We start from the raw sequence: 16,110 nt of genomic DNA on the forward strand, positions 1-16,110 counted from the left end.
CCTGCGCCGCCCGGTCCGCGGAGGGATACGCGCACGGGGTCAGATCTTGACCGCCATCGTGGACGGCAGCGGCGGCAGCATGTGGACCCGGGCCGAGCCGATGTCGAAGTACAGGCCGACCAGCTCCAGCCGTCCCGCCCGTACCTGCTCGTCGACCTTGCGGTGGGTGCGGAGGTTCTCCAGCTGCTGCTGCACGTTGACGCGGCAGAGCTGGTCCAGCGCCCGCGCGTCGAGCGGCTCCTCCGCGTTCTCGATGAACCTGGCCAGGCTGTGGTGGCCGTGCCGCAGCCACCGGCGCATCCCCGGCAGGCTGCCGGCCTTCACGCCGCCGCTCAGCAGCCCCGCCATCGCCCCGCAACCCGAGTGCCCGCACACGGTGATCGTGTGCACGCCCAGCACCTGCGTGGCGTACTCGATGGCCGCCACCACCGAGTCGTCGTGCGGCTCGGCGCCCCGGCGAGGCACCAGGTTGCCGATGTTGCGGACCGTGAACAGGTCGCCGGGCCCGCTCGCCGTGATGAGGCTCGGCACGACCCGCGAGTCGGCGCACGTGATGAACAGGTGCGACGGCTGCTGCTTGTGAGCCAGCTCGGTGAGGATGGGCCGCACCAGCGGCGCCGTACGCCGGTGGAACTCCCGCGCCCCCGCCGTCAGCCGGCACTCCGGCCGGTCGGGCGGCCCCAGCTTCGGCTCCGGGAACGGCTCCGGGTGGCGGGCGGGCCGGTGGTGCCGGTGCGCCCACGGCAGCCACCACCGGTCGGGCGCCGCCAGCGGCGTCTTGGCCGGATACATGCGGGCGCCGCTCGCGGCCAGCGCGTACCACTCGTCGTGCATCTCGTCGATCTCCACCGTGCCACCGGACCGCTCGTGGTTGAGCCGCCAGGAGTGGATGGCCTCGAAGGCGGCGTTGTCCATGAAGTCGATGTTCAGGTCGAGGTCCACCGCGGCGCGTGGCGGGATGGCGCGCAGTTCGTGGGTGAGCCGCGGCACGCCCAGGAACGTCAGCGACCCGCAGATCGCCACGTGCCACCGCCCGCCGTCCACCGGCTCGTACGTCTTGACCGTCACCCACGTCAGCCGCCGCAGCGCCAGCACCGCGGCCAGCGCCAGGCCCGCCACCACGCCCTCGGCCAGGCCGAGCACGATCACCGCCAGCATGGTGATGACGTAGACCGGCACCTCGCCGTGGCCGTGGACCTTGCGGATGTGCCCGAGGTTGACCATCTGCACGCCGATGAACACCAGCAGCGCGGCCAGCGCCTCCATCGGGATGAGCCGGATCGTCCAGCCGAACCCCAGCGCGAACACCAGCACCCACACCCCGTGCAGGATCGACGACCAGCGGCCACGCGCCCCCGCCTTGACGTTGGCGGTGCTGCGCACGATCACCCCGGCCACCGGCAGACCGCCGAGCGCGCCGGTGACCATGTTGGCCACGCCCTGCCCGGTCAGCTCCTGGTCCAGGTCGGCGCGCGGCCCCGCGTGCATCCCGTCGACGGCGACGGAGCACAGCAGCGACTCGACGCCCGCGAGCAGCGCGACCAGCAGCACGGCCGCCACCACCTCGTGCCAGTCGCCCTGCGGCAGCACCGGGAACTGCCAGGCGCCGAGACTGCCCGACAGGTCGACCCGGGTGACGTCCCACTGGAAGGCCCACGCGGTCACCGCGGCGACGAGCAGCGCCGCGAGCGGGGCTGGCACCACCCTGACCTGCTTCGGCAGCCGGGCCCACAGGGCGAGGACCGCGATCGTGAGCAGCCCCACCGCCACCGTGTGGCCGTGCATCGCGGCCACCTGCGCGGGCAGCTCCACGATGTTGGCCAGGGCCGAGCGTTGCGGGCTGCCGCCGAGCACGATGTGCAGCTGGGACAGGGCGATCACCACGCCGACGCCGGCCAGCATGCCGTGGATCACGGCGGGGGAGACGGCCAGCGCCGCCCGCGCCGCCCGCAGCAGGCCGAGGACGAGCTGGACCGCTCCGGCCAGCAGGGTGATCATGCAGGTGGCCCGCCAGCCGTACGTCTGGACGAGGTCCGCCACCACCAGCGAGAGGCCGGCGGCGGGCCCGCTCACCTGGACGACGGAGCCGCCGAGCGCTCCGGCCACGATGCCGCCCACGACGGCGGCTACGAGACCTGCGGCGAGGGGGGCACCCGAGGCCATCGCGATCCCCAAGGACAGGGGCACCGCGACGAGGAAGACCACGAGCGAGGCAGGCACATCGTACCTGAGAGTCCTCAGCGCGTTACTGTGAGTGTCGCCGGTCATGCGGCAAACCCTAGTGCCCCGCCGGGGCGGGGCTCGAAGGGTCGTCGTCGGGCTTTACGCAATCCAGGGCTGACACGGCGGCGCGCCTGGCTGCGGACACCAGCGGCCGGGCCCTGAGCGGGCACCGGGACCGGGGCCGGGCAGGCGGCCCCGGTGGCGGATCAGCGGTAGTAGTCCGGAAGGTCCGGCTCGGCCGGGGCTGCCGGGGTGGCCCGGCGGCGGCCGCGACCGCCGCCGTTCTGGCTCGTACGGCCCGCCTCGGGCGTGCCGTACATCTCGTTGTAGCTGGGCCAGCCGCCCGTGCCGCCGCTGGACGGCGACTCGGGCCAGCCCGGACCGCCGGCCTGGCCGGCCGCGGAGGCGAAGTCGCCCGTCTCGTACGCGATGGACGGTGGTACGGACGGTGCCGACAGCACGTCGTCGTGGGCGGAGACCGCGCGCGCCGGAGCGGTGGGGACACCCGTCGCCGGCGAGGGGCCGGTCAGCGGGTCGGAGTCGTCGGCCACGGCCCAGCCGGGGCGGACCTCGTACGACGTCGGATAGGAGCCGGACGGCCGCTGCGGCTCGAACGCCGGCCACGACCCGGCGGGACCGGGGGTGGGGGCGGGAGTGGGGGCGGGGGCCGGCGCGTCGTCCAGGATGTCGTGCGACGGCCAGGAGCCGGAGGTGGTGGGCGTCGCCGGGGTCGTCCAGGTGCCGTCGAGCGCGTCGGCGCCGTTGTAGGCGGCCGGGAACGGGTCGCTGGTCGGCGCGCCGTGGATCGGCGCGACGGGAGTGGCGGGGAAGGAGCCGCTGTTCGCCGGGGTGAACGCGCCGCCCGCGGCGGCGAACGAGCCGGTGGCGGGGAACGAGCCCGTGGACGCGTTGCTGGACAGGGAGCCCGTGGAGCCCACGGCGGGGAAGGAGCCGCTGGTGGCGGGCGTCCCGTTGGTGGACAGCGAGCCGCCGGAGGACAGCGTGTCGGGACGGCGCGAGGGCACCGGCTGGGCGCCGACCCCGAGGATGGACATGACGTCGGCGGGCGGGGCCGAGAACGTCACCGTACGCTGGTCGGCCAGGTCGGACGCCGAGGGGGCGGGGCGGGGCTGCACCGGCTCCACCAGGTCGGCGAGGCCGGCCGTGGGGGCGGGGACGGGAGCCTCGCGCCTGGAGGGCCGCTGCGGCAGCGGCGCCTGGACGGTGGTGGCGTCGGGGTCGGCGACGGCGGCCTCGCGGCGGGCGGGGCGCTTGCGCTCGCCGGTGCGCTCCCGGCCGGCGGGCCGCTCACGGCCGGCCGCTCTCTCGGGCTCGCGCTCGTCACGCTCGACGGGACGGGAGGCGCCCTTGCGCGCCGCCACGGTGCCCCCGGCGCCGAAGCCGCCCTCGGTGGCGTCGCTGCGGATGTTGGCCCAGAACTCCTCGTCCTCGTCGTCGGAGGTCGGGTTGCCCCACTCGTCGACGCCGCGCTTACCGCGCTGACCGGTGCGGACCGGTTTGGCCTTCACCTCGTCTATGGGGCTGAAGTCGGGGCTGAAGTTGTTCATGCGGGGTTCGTGGGCGGCGAACTCGTCGGTGGACCTGGCGTGGGTCTGCTCCTCCTTCTCGGCCATCTGCTTCAGCCGCTCCGGAGGAAGCGAGCTCTCCCGCTTGCTCATCGAACGCATGCCCAGTGCCACGACAGCGAGCACGAGGAGCACGACAGCGACCAAGCTGACTACGACCGCGATCATTGCACCACCCTCAAAGCCATGGCCTCCCTGTGGCACCGGTGAGATCGCGCGGCCATCGACGCGACCTGCCCCCATTGATCACCAGCGCCTGACAATTGGATCTGATTGTGTCGGACCACTGCGAGCGTTGTCACACCCTAAGCGAAGAATTGGTAACGATTACTACACCGAGTGTTTGATGTCTCACTCGATGTTCACCGCCGTCAGGCGACCCCTGGCGATGGTCTTGCCGGCGATCTCCTTGAGGATCTCGGGGAGTGCGGCGTCCTTCTTCGCCTCCACCTTCCCCTGCAGCGTGTAGACCGTGAAGCGGTAGCTCACGTTACGCGCGCACGGGGGCTGGTAGCCGACCTTGCCACTGGTCACCCGGGCCTGGGCGGAGCCGTCCGGAGGCGTCTCCGAGGCGCCGGGGCCCAGCTCGGTGGTCGTGGCGGGGATGTTGTAGAGCACCCACTGCACGGCCGACTCCGACTGCGTGTGGGAGTCGACCACGATCGCGATCGACTTCGCCTGGGGGAGCGGCTCGCTGGACCAGCGCAGCGGCGGGCTGCCCTCGGTGCCCTCGCACGAGTACTCGCGCGGGAGCGGCTCGCCCTCACGCAGCTCGGGGCTGGAGACGTTGATCTGCGCGATCTCCTTGGCCTCGGACCGGCCCACCAGGAAGGAACTGCCACATCCCGACAAGGCGAGCATGGCCGTCACCGCTGTCACAGAGACAACGAAGGGCCCCATGCGTCCAGTCGTGTTACACAGCCCCATGTCGCATGATGCTACGCGGCCATGAGGCGTGCGCCGACCGTTTCGCGAAGGTCGGTCAACGGTAAAGAGCGTCAAAGGGGCGGGAAACCCGACATCAAGCCGGTGAACTCGCAGGCGGGCACCACCTTCACCTTTCTCGGCACCTTCCCCGAAGAAGAGGCGCGGCGCGAACGGCCGTCCGTCGTCCACAGGGGACGGTCGCCGGGAGATCGCCGGGACACCGCGCGGCTTAAGCTGGTTTGCGTGACCCCAACTGGCCCGCTACGCGATCCCGCGCACCGCGTCTCGCCCAAGGCCGTCAGGCTCTGGCTGATGGAGGCGCTGATCGCCTTCGTGCTGCTGATCGGAGGATCGCTCCTGGCCGGAGGGTGGGTCGGCGGCAGCGGGTGGTCGTGGGTGCCCGCCTGGTTCGCGGACCACCCGTGGCTGCTGCCCGTGGTGGTGGGCGTCCTGACGACGCCGTTCCTGCTGGCGGAGCCCTTCGTGCGCTACGCCGTGCACCGCTGGGAGCTGTCGGGGGACGTCGTGTACGCGCGGACGGGGTTCCTGACCAGGGAGTGGGTGTTCGTGCCGGTGAGCCGCATCCAGACGGTCGACAAGGCCCAGGGCTGGCTGGAACGCGCCCTCGGGCTGGCGACCCTGGAGATCCGCACCGCCTCCCACGCGGGCTCGTCCACCATCAAGGGGCTCGACTACCAGGTGGCGGCGGGGCTGGCCGAGCGGCTGGCGCACCGCGCCGAGGAGCTCAGGGACGACGCGACATGACCGCCCCCGCCCAGCCGCCCCAGGACCCGCCTTCCGCCGAAGGCGCCCCGGGGCCTCCGGGGCCGTTGACGAGCGGGCCCCGCGTTCCGCTGCGGCTCAGCCCCAAGGTGCTGCTCATCGACCCCGTGCGCATGGTGCCGTCCCTGCTGCTGCCGCTGGTCGGCCTCCTGTTCGTGGGCGGCTTCTCCGGCCGCTCGTACGTCTGGGCGGCCGTCGGCCTCGCCGGCACCGTCGCGTTCGCCGTGGTCAGGTGGGCCACGCTCACGTACGAGGTGCTGGGCGACCGGCTGGAGATCAGGCGTTCGCTCGTCAGCCGCTCCGTCCGCACCATCCCGCTCGAACGCATCCGCGGCGTCGACGTGTCCACCCCGCCCCTGCACCGGCTCCTCGGCCTGGCCGTACTCAAGGTCGACACCGGCGCCAGCGGCAGCGACGAGGAGGGCAGGCTCGACGGCGTCACGCTCGCGGAGGCCGAGCGCCTCAAGGCGGTCCTCCTGCGCCAGGTCCGCGCCGCCGAGGCTCCCGCCGGCCCGCAGGCTGCGTCCGCCGACCGGCCGCCCGTCGCGCCGGGCTCCGGCGCCGGCCGCACGATCATCGGGGTGCCGCGCGTGTGGCTGCTGTACGGCCCGCTGTCCGGCGCGTACCTGCTCACCCCGTTCGCGCTGGCCGGGGGCGCCGTCGGGCTGGCGTTCCAGTGGGGCGACGACCTCGGCTTCGGCCGCGACGCCGCCTGGACGGCCGGCGAATGGCTCTGGCACCACCCGTACCTGCTGCTCGGGGTCGCGGTGCTGCTCGTGCTGGCGATGCCGTTCGCGGGCGGCGTCATGTACGCGGTGTTCAACTGGGACTTCCGGCTCATGGACCGCGACGGCTACCTCGTGGCGGAGCGGGGGCTGATCAACCGGCGCAGCGTGACACTGGAGTCCAGGCGGGTGCGCGGGTACGAGATCGTCGAGGGGTTCGCGGAGCGCTGGGCCGGGGTCGCGCGCGTCTGGGCGATCGTGACGGGGCTCGGCGACTCCTCGACGCGCGGCCAGCTCCTGCCGGACGTCCCTCGGGCCGTCGCCGTCCAGGTCACGGCCGACGCCATCGGCCCCTACCGGGCGGAGCTGCGGCCTCACCCGCCGATCGCGCGCAACCGGCGCCTGTTCCGCGCCGTCTCCCCGTGGGCGGCGCTCGCCGTCCTGGCGGTGCTGGGGGAGGCGGTGACGGGGTCGCCGCTGTGGTTGCTCGTTGCCGTGCCCGCGCTGCTGCTGGCCGGCCTGGGGGTGCCGCTGGGGATCGACCGCTACCACTCGCTCGGCCACGGTTACGACGGGGTACGGCTGGCGGTGCGCTCGGGCTCGGTCCGGCGGGCGCAGGCGGTGGTCGAACGGCGCGCGGTGGTGGGCTGGCGCATCAGGCAGACGTGGTTCCAGCGGCGGGCCGGCGTGTTCACGCTGATCGCCGGGGTCGGGGCCGGGAAGGGCGGCTACGCGGCGGTGGACGTGTCCCGGGCCCAGGCCACCGGGCTGCCGGCCGAGGTGACACCGGACTGGCTGGCGCCCTTCCTGGCCGGGGCCGCCGCGCCGGGTCCGGCCGCATCCGGCGGTGCCGTTGACGCGCCCGGCGACGGCGACGGGTCCAGGTGACGGGTAGGCGTGGCGGGGACGGTCCTGGGGACGCCGTGGCGTAGGCGTCGCCCAGGATGTCGCCTTCTCCGTCAGTCCTGGCGGCGGGCGCCGAACATGATCTCGTCCCAGGTGGGCACCGAGGCGCGACGGCCCCGCGAACCCTTGCGCGCCTGCCGGGCCGCCGGCGCGGGCGGCGGCGACGGCACAGGCACGGGTGGGCCGTCCTTGGCCGGTCCGCGCTTGCCCTTGTCGTTGCGGGTGTCGGGCTTGGGCTCGGGTTTGGGCTCGGGCTTGGGCTCGTCGCCCTTGGCCGGCGGGTCCTGGGTCTGCCCGTCCTGGGTCTGCCCGTCCTTGGCCTGAGTGTCGTTGGCTGGCTCGTCCTCGGCGGTCTCGCGCCCGGCGGGCTCCTCCTTGGCTGCCTCGGCCTTGGAGGTGGTCTCTTCCCTGGGCGTGTCGGTCTCGGTTGCGTCGCTCTTGGAGGTGTCGCTCTCGGGCGTCCCGGCGACGGGCTGCCGGCTCTTCGACGGCTCATCCTCGGACGGGGCGGTCTCGGCCGTGTCCTCCTGGGCCGGGGCGTCGCCTCCTGATCTGCCGGCCGGAACGCTCGCCGCCGGGACCGCGACTGGGACCGGGGCCGGGGCGGGCTTCGGCTTGGGAACGGGCGGCTTGGACTCCTCGGGGACCGCCGTGGTCTGCGCCGGCGTTCCGGAGGCGGCGTCCGCGTCGGGCTCGTCGGCCTTCACGGGCTCGGTCTTCATGGGCTCGCCGGTGTTCGCGGGCTCGGTCTTCGCCGGTTCGGTGTTCGTAGGCTCGCTGGTCTTGGCGGGGTCGGTGTTCGTAGGCTCGCTTGCCTTCGCGGGCTCGGTGTTCGTCGGCTCGCCGGGCTTCGCGGGCTCGGCGGCCGGAGACGAGGCGGGGGCCGCCGTGGCGGCCACTGCCTGGTCACCGGTCTCGGTGGCGGCATCGCTGACGACCGCCGTGTCGACCGGGGGCGTCTCGGCGACGGGCTCCGCCACCGGCTCCGGCTCCGCGACGGGCGCGTCGGCGGGCGGGCTGGTGGGCTCCGTGACGGGAGCACTGGCAGCCTCGGTGGCGGGCGCGTCGGTGGGCTCGGTGGCGGGCTGCGTGGCGGGCGTCCCGGCGGGCTCGGTGGCGGGGTGCGTGGCGGCGTCCGGGACGGTCTCGGGCTGTGCCGTGACTGACGGCTCGGTCTGCGCGGTCGCGGTCTGCGCCGCCTCGGAGCTCGTGGGCGGCGCGGCCTCGGAGGTCGTGGTGTGCGGCCCTTCGGAGGTCGTCGCCTGCGCGGGCGCGGGGACGTCGCCGTCCGTCGGCTGCTCGTCGGCGACCGGTGCCGGCGTGGCCGGGGTGACGGGCGTGGGCTCCTCCTGGGTGGAGGGCTGGGTCGTCACGGACTGAGCGTCCTCCGGAGAGGCCGGGGCGGCGGTGTCCTGCGGGGCCGTGGGCGTCGCCGGCTCAAGGGCTGCCGTGGGCGTCGCCTGCTCAAGGGCTGCCGTGGGCGTCGCCTGCTCAAGAGACGCCGTGGGCGTCGCCTGGTCAGGAGCGGCTGTGGCTGTCGTCTGTTCGGCGGTGTCCTGGGCGGCGGCGGTGGGTGCCGGCTCCGTCTCGGTGGGCTCCGAGGGGGCGGCCTCGGGCGTCAAGCCCGCATCCGACGGATACGTGATGGCAGGCGGGAACGCGGTGGCAGGCGGGAACGCCGGGGTCGGCTGGTCGGCCGGAGGTGCCGGCGGGAACGCCGGGGTCGGCTGGTCGGCCGGAGCGGCGGGGGTCTGGTCCGGGGCCGGGTCCGCGGGACGCGGCTGGGACTGGTGTGTGGTGTCGCGCGTGGACGGGGCGTAGTACGCCTCCGCGTCGTGTCCGGTGGCGCGGTCGCCCGTACGTGCCTGCCCGAAGTCCGGCAGCCAGGCCGGAGAGGCGCCACGGCGCGAGGCGTCGCCGGGGCGTGCCTGCGCGGCCGCGCGGTCGGCGGCGGCACCGCCGCTCGCGCCCGCGGCCCCGTGCTCCGCCGCCGGGTCACTCGCCGGGTCGCGATCCGCCGAGCCTCCACCCGTCGTGCCTGGAGCAGACGTCCCCGCAGCAGACGTGCCCGCAGCAGACGCCCCCGGAGAAGACGCCCCCGGAGAAGACGCGGACGTGGAGGAACGGTCGTAGCCGAAGTCGGTGGGCGGGCGCGTGTAGATGGACTCAGCGCCGCGCGCCGGAGACTGGAAGCCCACGGCGGGCTCCTCGGACTCCGGGTCCCGCCGCACCACCGACGGGAACGGCACCGGGTCCGAGGTGAGCGGCGGCACCGGCTGCAGCTTGGCGACCCGCGGCGTGAACGGCGTGACCGTCGTGTCCTCCACCGGAGGGCTCGGGTCGAAGTCGGCCGACGACAGGCGCAGCGCCTCGTCGTCGTGGGGCGCCACGTGGCGGCGGCGCGGGTCGAAGAGCCATTCGGCGTGACGCGTGTGACCGTTCCACACGTAGCCGAGCTTGACCCGCCAGAGCCCGTCGTCGCGTTTGGCGGAGTCCCAGTCGATCTCGTCGGTGGGCACGCCGCGGCGCGTGAGCCGCTCCGCGACCAGCTCGCCGAGGGTGGGACCGGACGAGGACTCACCGGGCATCCGCACGGCGACGCGCTGCGCCTGCTGGGCGACGTACTCGCGTTCCTGGAGCACCGGCCCCTCGAACCAGCGGACGCGTTCGACCGGGATGCCGGCGGTCGCGGCGATCTCCTCCGCGGTCTCTCCGGCGCGAATGCGCGCCTGGATCTCCTTGGGGCGCAACGGGCTCTCCACTTCGATCTCGTACTGGCCGAGACGGGAGAAGTTGCCGCGGACGGCAGCACGGAGCCGGTCGTCCACGGGAAGTGTGAAGCGGGTGCCTCGCCCGGCAGTCGCCAGCACGAGATAGGTGCCGTCCTCACTTACCGCGACGAGTCGGAGCTCCTGCATGCGAGTCCCTTCGTCAGCGTCGCCATTCTTCCCCCGGACCCTTGAGTCTCTCGCGTGTGCCGGTTGCCTGCCAGCACCGTACCCGGCATGTCCGAACATCGCCTTCCTGGGATAGCCCCGGGGCGATGTGACGCCGGTCACATTTGTCGTTTCCATCCTTTTCAGACCCCACCGGTCCGGAGAGCCCTCGACGGATTCTGGCGAATCGCGACCGTTCCTGCCGTCCACTTCGGCCAAGACGTGGGAGTGAACGGCCAGGTGGCTGGGTGGAGCCCCAGGTCGTGGAGGTCTCTTTCTCGGGGTTCCGGATCGCGTGGGCGCAGGTTCCGGATGGCCGCTTCGGCCTGTCGCGGGCCTGCCGTCACGGGCACTCCGGAGCGCGCGAGCCGCCGCACGGCCGTGTCGAGCGCGGGCGAGCCGGTGGTACGCGCCTTCGCGGCAGCCATCCGTGCCGGTGCGCCGGCGTTCGGGACGGCGGGGGGTGCGACGGTGACGCCGAGGAGTGCGACGGCGGGCCTGCGGGCGTGCCGCCGAACCCAGTCGAGTCCGGCGACCGTGTCCGAGAGGCTCCCGGTCGCGCCGCAGCCCAGCACCCGTACCGAGGCGATGCCGGCCCGTGGCGCCACCCCGTGCTCCCGGCCCGCGGCCAGGCGGGCCGCGCGTGTGCCGTGTCCCGTGCAGTCGTCCCCGGTTCCGCCCGTGGCGTCGAACGCGTGCCAGGCCCGGTCCCCGAACTCCTCCCGCCCGGCGTCGAGCCCGCTGTCCACCACGTACACGGTCACCCCGCCACCCACGGCGACGTCCCCCGCGGAGGCGACACCGCTCGGGACGGCCCGGCGGTCGCGAAGCGGGCGGGTCGGCAGGTCCGGCTCGACGGCCCGCACACGCGGGTCGGCCCGCAGCTCGTCCACCTCGGCGGCGCTGAGCCACGTCGCGAACCCCGGCAGCGCCGCCGTGTAGTAACGCCGCACCCTCCACCGCACCTCGCCGACGAGGTCGCGCGCGGCGGCCCGGTCGCGGGCGGTGACGAGGTACGGCCGGGTGCTCTCGGCGACGATCGGCCGGGCGGCGAGCCCGGAGGCGGGCGTCATGGCCAGGGAGGCCACGGTGGCCGCGGCCGTGGCCACCGCGGTGGCTACGTACACCGAGGGGACCCGCAGGGCGGACGGTACGCGCAGGGCCGACATCACGCGCAGCCCTTCGCCGCGAGAGCGGGCGGAGGCCGGCGCGGAGGCCCGCGCGGAGGAGACAGGCGTGGAGAAGGAGCGCGTGGAGGAGACACGCGTGGAGGAGATACGCGTGGAGGAGGAGCGCGTGAGGGAGGCGCTTGCGAAGGGGGCGCGCACGGAAGGAACGCGCGCGACCCGAACGTACGCGGAGGGGACGCGCACGAAGCGCAGGCCGGATCGTCGGAGCACGAGCTATGAGGCTGCCTGTCACACGGGTCACAGGAACAACAGGACACGCCCTCGCGTCTATTCACGAGAAAGCTCTTTACCTTGCGCATGACGAGAGGGGACTGATCCGGGGGATGGGCGGCGAGCAGCAGAAGTTCGAGCTGAGCGTGCCGCAGATCGGGGGAAGCGCCCTCGCGGCGGTGACGGCCGCGGTGGCGGCGTCCTACCTCGGGGTGGCGGGAACGGTGATAGGCGCCGCGGTGATGAGCGTGGCCAGCACGGTCGGCACCGCCGTCTACACGCACTACCTCAAGCGGACGGGCGATCAGGTCATCCGGCGTACGGTGGTCGCCCGGCGGTGGCAGGTGCGGGAGCACGGCGCGGAGGAGGACGAGGCCCAGGGGGCCCTCGCCACCGCGGCCCACGCCACGGTCGGCGCCGCCGCGCCGGACCACACGCGCACACTCACCGGTGTCCCGGTCACCGCACCGCCGGTGGCCGGCCCGCCGGTGACCAGCCCGCAGGTGGCCAGCCCGCCGTTGGTCAGTTCGCCGGTGACGGAGCCGCTGGTGACCGAGCCACCGGTGACGGAACCGCCGGTGACGGAACCGCCGGTGACGGGGCGGGAACAAGCGGGTGAGGTGGACGCGACGGTCGTGATGCCGCCGGTCACCGCCCCGTTCCCCGCTCAGGCCGGTGACCGTACCGCGCCGTTGGCCGCCGTGACCGCGCTCGCGCCCGCTGTACCGTCCGTCGCCGACCGCGGCGGCTCCCGAGGCAGGATGCCGGCCTGGGGAAAGGTGGCCGCCGCCGCGGGACTGGCGTTCGGGGTGAGCATGGGCAGCATCCTGGCCTACCAGGGCGTCACCCGTGCGACGGTCCACGAGCAGCTCACCGGCCAGGTGCCCGCCTCCGCGCCGAAGCACCCGACGGTACGCCGCGAGGAGTCGTCCCACGATCCCGCGCCGCAGGTCAGCACGCCGTTCTCCGGCGAGCCCGAGACCGCCGCCCCGCCGCGGACCGCCTCGCCGAGCCCCACCCTGAGCCCCACGCCGACGCCCTCCCGGAGCCGGGGCACGAGCACGCCGACGGCCACGCCCACGCCGGCCCCCACGGCCACGCGCACGCACACCCGGTCGGCCCGGCCGACCGAGGCCGCCACCACCGCGCCGCCGGAGGAGACCGTCGAGCCGGACGTGGTGGAGGAGGAGCCGCAGCCCGACAGCGACGTCCTGCCGCAGTGACGTCCTGACCCAGTGAGGGAGGAGGGCGTCAGGCGCCGAGGACCCGGTCGAGGTACGCGTTGGCGAACAGGCGGTCCGGGTCGAGCCGGTCCCTCAGCGCCAGGAAGTCCGCGAAGCGCGGGTAGACACCCTTGAGGTACGACGCGTCCCGCGTGTGCATCTTGCCCCAGTGCGGTCGCCCGCCCAGCCGCACCATGATCTCCTCCACCCCCTCGAAGTACGCGGGATGGGGCGTCGGCCGGTACATGTGGCACGCCACGTACCCCGTCGCCCGCCCGTACGCCGTCGAGAGCCACGCGTCGCCGGGCGGCGACACCCGGACCTCCACCGGGAAGGTGATCTTCCAGTCCATGCGTTCGACCAGGTCACGCGTCTCGCGCAGGGCCTGGGCGAGGTGCTCGCGGGGCACCGCGTACTCCATCTCCAGGAAACGCACGTCGCGCCGGGAGGTGAAGACCCGGTAGGAGGCGTCGACCGCCTCGGAGTCGCCGAGCGCCGCCGCGCTGACCGTGTTGATGCGCGGGATGAGCGCGGGGAAGCGGGCACCGGTGGCGCAGGCCGCGCCGAAGAGGGTGTTCTCCAGGAACACGTTGTCCAGCCAGTGCTTGAAGGCGCCGGGCGGGCTCGGCGGGCCGGGGTCGCGGTTGTTGGTCTTGACCAGGCAGGCGTCGGTGTGGGGCAGCCAGAAGAAGTCGAGGTGCTCGTTGCCGGCGGTGAGCCCGTCGAGCGTGTCGAGGATGCCGGTGAGGGTGGCGCGCCGGCGCCGGTTGCGCAGCAGGAACGCGGGCTCCACCCGGAACGTCACGGCGGTCAGCACCCCGAGCGCCCCGAGCCCGACCCGGGCCGCGTCGAACAGGTCGTCACCGGGGACCGCCGTGGTCAGGGATCCGTCGGCGAGGACCAGCTCCAGCTCGGTCACCTGGTCGGCGAGGCCGCCGCTGTCGCGGCCGGTGCCGTGGGTGCCGGTCTGGATGGCGCCGGCGACGGTCTGCTCGGTGATGTCGCCCATGTTGGCCAGGGCCAGGCCGCGCTCGTGCAGCAGCTCGTTGAGGTCCTTGAGCGGCGTGCCGGCCAGCACGGTGACGCGGTCGCCGTCGAGCGAGCGGACGCCGGTCAGCGCCGTGGGGCGGAGCAGGAGGCCGTCGGTGAGGGCCACCCCGGTGAAGGAGTGGCCCGTGCCGACCATGCGGACGCGCCGCCCGGAGGCGGCGGCGTCGCGCACCGCGCGCGCGACCTCGTCGGCCGAGGCGGGCGCGCGTACCTCGGAGGGGCTGATCGACTGGTTGCCGGCCCAGTTCGTGAAGACCATGGACGCCCCTTCGAGGCTCGTTCCGTCAAACGCGAACGATACTCAGTTCTGCCAGCCCTCAGGAAGCGGGAAGGCGTCGCCGGGCTCGAGGTTCTGCCGCTTCACGACGTCGGACACCGTGACGAGGTGGAAGCCCTTGGCCTGCAGGGTCTTGATGAGGGCCGGCATCCCGTCGACGGTCTGCTTGACCCAGTCGTGCATGAGGATGATGCTGTCCTGCTGGGCCACGGCGAGCGTCTGCTTGTGGATGGCGTCCACGTTCTTGGTGTCCCAGTCGCGGGAGCCGGCCGTCCACAGGATGATCGGCATGTCGAACTCCGCCGCGACCTCGGACACCTGGATGTCGGCCAGCCCGTACGGCGGGCGCAGCAGCTTGGGCTCGACGCCCGCCGCCTTCTTCACCTCGTCCTGCGTCTTCTGGATCTCGTTCCGGATGGCCGCCGGTTCGAGCTTGGTGAAGTCGGGGTGCGTGTAGCTGTGGTTGCCGAGCTCGTGGCCCTCCTTGGCCATGCGCTTGACGTAAGCCGGACGGGCCTTGACGTACTGGCCCTCCAGGAAGAACGTCGCCTTGGCGTCGTACTTCTTCAGCGTGTCGAGCAGCGTGCCCGCGTACTTGCCGGGACCGTCGTCGAAGGTCAGCGCGATGCACTTGACCTGCTCGCAGTCCACGGGCGCCTTCTTGGCGGCCGTCTTCGCGGCGGCGGCCGTCGGCTTGGGCGTGGGGGTCGGGGTTGCGGCCAGCGCAGGTGCCGGGATCAGGGCGACCGTTACAGCCGCGATGGCCAGAAGTGAACTCTTTTGTCGGGACATAACGAAGCATCCAATGTGATGGGTGTTGCGAGGGATGTCCCGACGGTATCGGATCAACTCTCGGCCGGTGAAGCCGCTTCGGGAAGTCTCAGCAAACCCGAACCTCCGGCGCCCACGACCGCGGCGAGGGCCGCGGCGGCGAGCGGGAGGGCGTACGCGCTGGACGCGCCGACCGCCTCGGTGAGCCGCCCGCCGGCCCACGCGCCGAGCGCCACCCCGAACCCGATGGACGTGGAGATCCACGCCATACCCTCCGTGAGCAGCGACGGAGGCACCAGCCGCTCGGTCAGCGAGAAGCCGGTGATGAGCGTCGGCGAGATCGCCAGCCCGGCCAGGAACAGCGCGCCCGCCATGACGAACGTGTCGCCGATGAACATGATCGGCGTCAGCCCCGCCACGAACACCACGAGCGCCCGCAGGAACCGTCCCCGCAGCGAGATCCGCCAGTGCCGCGACCCGAACCACAGCCCCGACACCATCGACCCGCCCGCGAACGCGGCCAGCAGGAACCCGGCCGCCCCCTTCACGCCGTGCTCCTCGGCGAACGCCACGGTGATCAGGTCCACCGAGCCGAACACCGTGCCCAGCCCCAGGTAGACGCAGGCCAGCAGGGCGATGCCGGGGATGAGGATGGGCGTGCCGCCGCCGCCCCGGGAGGACTGCACGGGCGGCTGCGTGCGCCGCTGCGCGGCCAGCGCCAGCGACCCGCCGAGCATGCACACCAGCGCCACGGTCAGCCCCGCGTACGGGTTGATCTCGGTGGCCAGGATGGTCACCAGGGCCGGGCCCGTGACGAAGATCACTTCGTCGGCCACCGACTCGAACGCGAACGCGGTGTGCAGCCGGGACGAGCCGCCGTGCAGCGCCGACCAGCGGGCCCGCACCATCGAGCCGAGCGACAGCGACGTGGCGCCGACCAGCAGCGCCGAGACGTACAGCGTCCACTGGGGCAGGCCGAGGCCGGCGCTGAGCATGAGGGTGGCCAGCGCGAGCGCGTTCAGCGAGGCGAACGGGACGATGATCCGGCCCTGGCCGAACCGGTCCACGAGCCGCCCGGTCAGCGGGGCGGCGACCGCGAAGGAGACGTTCGTGGTGGCGGCCACGGCGCCGGCGGTGGCGTACGAGCCGCTGAGCGCAGAGATCAGCAGCACGATGCCGATGCCCAGCATGGACATCGGCATCCGGCCGATGAACGCGGCCAGCACGAACCCCTTGACGCCCGGCCCGTCGAACAACCCCCGGTACGGCCCGACCACCTGATGCCCCCCCTTGTCGCTGCCCG

Annotated in this window: 11 protein-coding genes; 3 read left to right on the top strand and 8 right to left on the bottom strand. The window is 73.6% G+C overall.

What is annotated here, in order from left to right; genetic code table 11:
• Positions 1 to 39: 39 nt before the first annotated feature.
• From ACIBG4_RS06315 to ACIBG4_RS06325, 3 genes are all read right to left on the bottom strand, one after another.
• Entirely contained in the window at positions 40 to 2,268 is a 2,229-nt protein-coding gene (locus ACIBG4_RS06315) for a SulP family inorganic anion transporter (protein WP_397200935.1), read from the bottom strand.
• Between the two features lie 161 nt (positions 2,269 to 2,429).
• Positions 2,430 to 3,977, bottom strand: a complete 1,548-nt coding sequence (locus tag ACIBG4_RS06320) for a hypothetical protein (RefSeq protein ID WP_397200936.1) — start codon at positions 3,975 to 3,977, stop codon at positions 2,430 to 2,432.
• A gap of 183 nt (positions 3,978 to 4,160) precedes the next feature.
• Complete coding sequence (locus tag ACIBG4_RS06325) at positions 4,161 to 4,688, bottom strand: YbhB/YbcL family Raf kinase inhibitor-like protein (RefSeq protein ID WP_355452785.1); 528 nt, start codon at positions 4,686 to 4,688, stop codon at positions 4,161 to 4,163.
• Between the two features lie 291 nt (positions 4,689 to 4,979).
• On the opposite strand from ACIBG4_RS06325, the gene ACIBG4_RS06330 reads away from it, so the two are divergent.
• Together ACIBG4_RS06330 and ACIBG4_RS06335 are read left to right on the top strand one after the other, a co-directional pair.
• On the top strand, positions 4,980 to 5,501 hold the full coding sequence (locus tag ACIBG4_RS06330) for a PH domain-containing protein (protein WP_310710923.1): 522 nt from the start codon (positions 4,980 to 4,982) through the stop codon (positions 5,499 to 5,501).
• Positions 5,498 to 7,132 carry a PH domain-containing protein gene (locus ACIBG4_RS06335; RefSeq protein ID WP_397200937.1) on the top strand — a complete coding sequence of 545 codons (1,635 nt, stop codon included), beginning with the start codon at positions 5,498 to 5,500 and terminating at the stop codon, positions 7,130 to 7,132. Before ACIBG4_RS06330 ends, ACIBG4_RS06335 begins: the two co-directional genes overlap by 4 nt.
• 71 nt (positions 7,133 to 7,203) lie before the next feature.
• On the opposite strand, the gene sepH is transcribed toward ACIBG4_RS06335, so the two are convergent.
• Both sepH and ACIBG4_RS06345 read right to left on the bottom strand, forming a co-directional pair.
• Positions 7,204 to 10,068, bottom strand: a complete 2,865-nt coding sequence (sepH, locus tag ACIBG4_RS06340; protein ID WP_397200938.1) for a septation protein SepH — start codon at positions 10,066 to 10,068, stop codon at positions 7,204 to 7,206.
• Between the two features lie 161 nt (positions 10,069 to 10,229).
• Positions 10,230 to 11,255 (bottom strand): protease inhibitor I9 family protein, encoded by a 1,026-nt coding sequence (locus ACIBG4_RS06345; protein WP_397201237.1) that lies wholly within the window; start codon positions 11,253 to 11,255, stop codon positions 10,230 to 10,232.
• A gap of 344 nt (positions 11,256 to 11,599) precedes the next feature.
• Between ACIBG4_RS06345 and ACIBG4_RS06350 the strand changes: the two genes are divergently transcribed.
• Complete coding sequence (locus ACIBG4_RS06350) at positions 11,600 to 12,709, top strand: hypothetical protein (protein WP_397200939.1); 1,110 nt, start codon at positions 11,600 to 11,602, stop codon at positions 12,707 to 12,709.
• Between the two features lie 28 nt (positions 12,710 to 12,737).
• Here ACIBG4_RS06350 and ACIBG4_RS06355 read toward each other — a convergent pair whose 3' ends face one another.
• The 3 genes from ACIBG4_RS06355 to ACIBG4_RS06365 are packed head-to-tail and all read right to left on the bottom strand — an operon-like array spanning position 12,738 to position 16,084.
• Complete coding sequence (locus tag ACIBG4_RS06355; protein ID WP_397200940.1) at positions 12,738 to 14,018, bottom strand: D-arabinono-1,4-lactone oxidase; 1,281 nt, start codon at positions 14,016 to 14,018, stop codon at positions 12,738 to 12,740.
• Positions 14,019 to 14,060: 42 nt separating this feature from the next.
• Positions 14,061 to 14,828, bottom strand: a complete 768-nt coding sequence (locus tag ACIBG4_RS06360) for a polysaccharide deacetylase family protein (protein WP_355452768.1) — start codon at positions 14,826 to 14,828, stop codon at positions 14,061 to 14,063.
• Between the two features lie 53 nt (positions 14,829 to 14,881).
• Positions 14,882 to 16,084, bottom strand: coding sequence for an MFS transporter (locus ACIBG4_RS06365; RefSeq protein ID WP_397200941.1), 1,203 nt, complete (start codon positions 16,082 to 16,084; stop codon positions 14,882 to 14,884).
• Between the last annotated feature and the right edge of the window lie 26 nt (positions 16,085 to 16,110).

Source organism: Nonomuraea sp. NPDC050383, assembly GCF_044459125.1.
Classification (GTDB): Bacteria; Actinomycetota; Actinomycetes; order Streptosporangiales; family Streptosporangiaceae; genus Nonomuraea.

Coding starts and splice junctions, on each gene's coding strand:
- ACIBG4_RS06335 (WP_397200937.1), top strand. CDS start 5,498: ATGACCGCCCCCGCCCAGCCGCCCCAGGACCCGCCTTCCGCCGAAGGC.
- ACIBG4_RS06350 (WP_397200939.1), top strand. CDS start 11,600: ATGGGCGGCGAGCAGCAGAAGTTCGAGCTGAGCGTGCCGCAGATCGGG.
- ACIBG4_RS06315 (WP_397200935.1), bottom strand. CDS start 2,268: ATGACCGGCGACACTCACAGTAACGCGCTGAGGACTCTCAGGTACGAT.
- ACIBG4_RS06360 (WP_355452768.1), bottom strand. CDS start 14,828: ATGTCCCGACAAAAGAGTTCACTTCTGGCCATCGCGGCTGTAACGGTC.
- ACIBG4_RS06345 (WP_397201237.1), bottom strand. CDS start 11,255: ATGTCGGCCCTGCGCGTACCGTCCGCCCTGCGGGTCCCCTCGGTGTAC.
- sepH (WP_397200938.1), bottom strand. CDS start 10,068: ATGCAGGAGCTCCGACTCGTCGCGGTAAGTGAGGACGGCACCTATCTC.
- ACIBG4_RS06320 (WP_397200936.1), bottom strand. CDS start 3,977: ATGATCGCGGTCGTAGTCAGCTTGGTCGCTGTCGTGCTCCTCGTGCTC.
- ACIBG4_RS06355 (WP_397200940.1), bottom strand. CDS start 14,018: ATGGTCTTCACGAACTGGGCCGGCAACCAGTCGATCAGCCCCTCCGAG.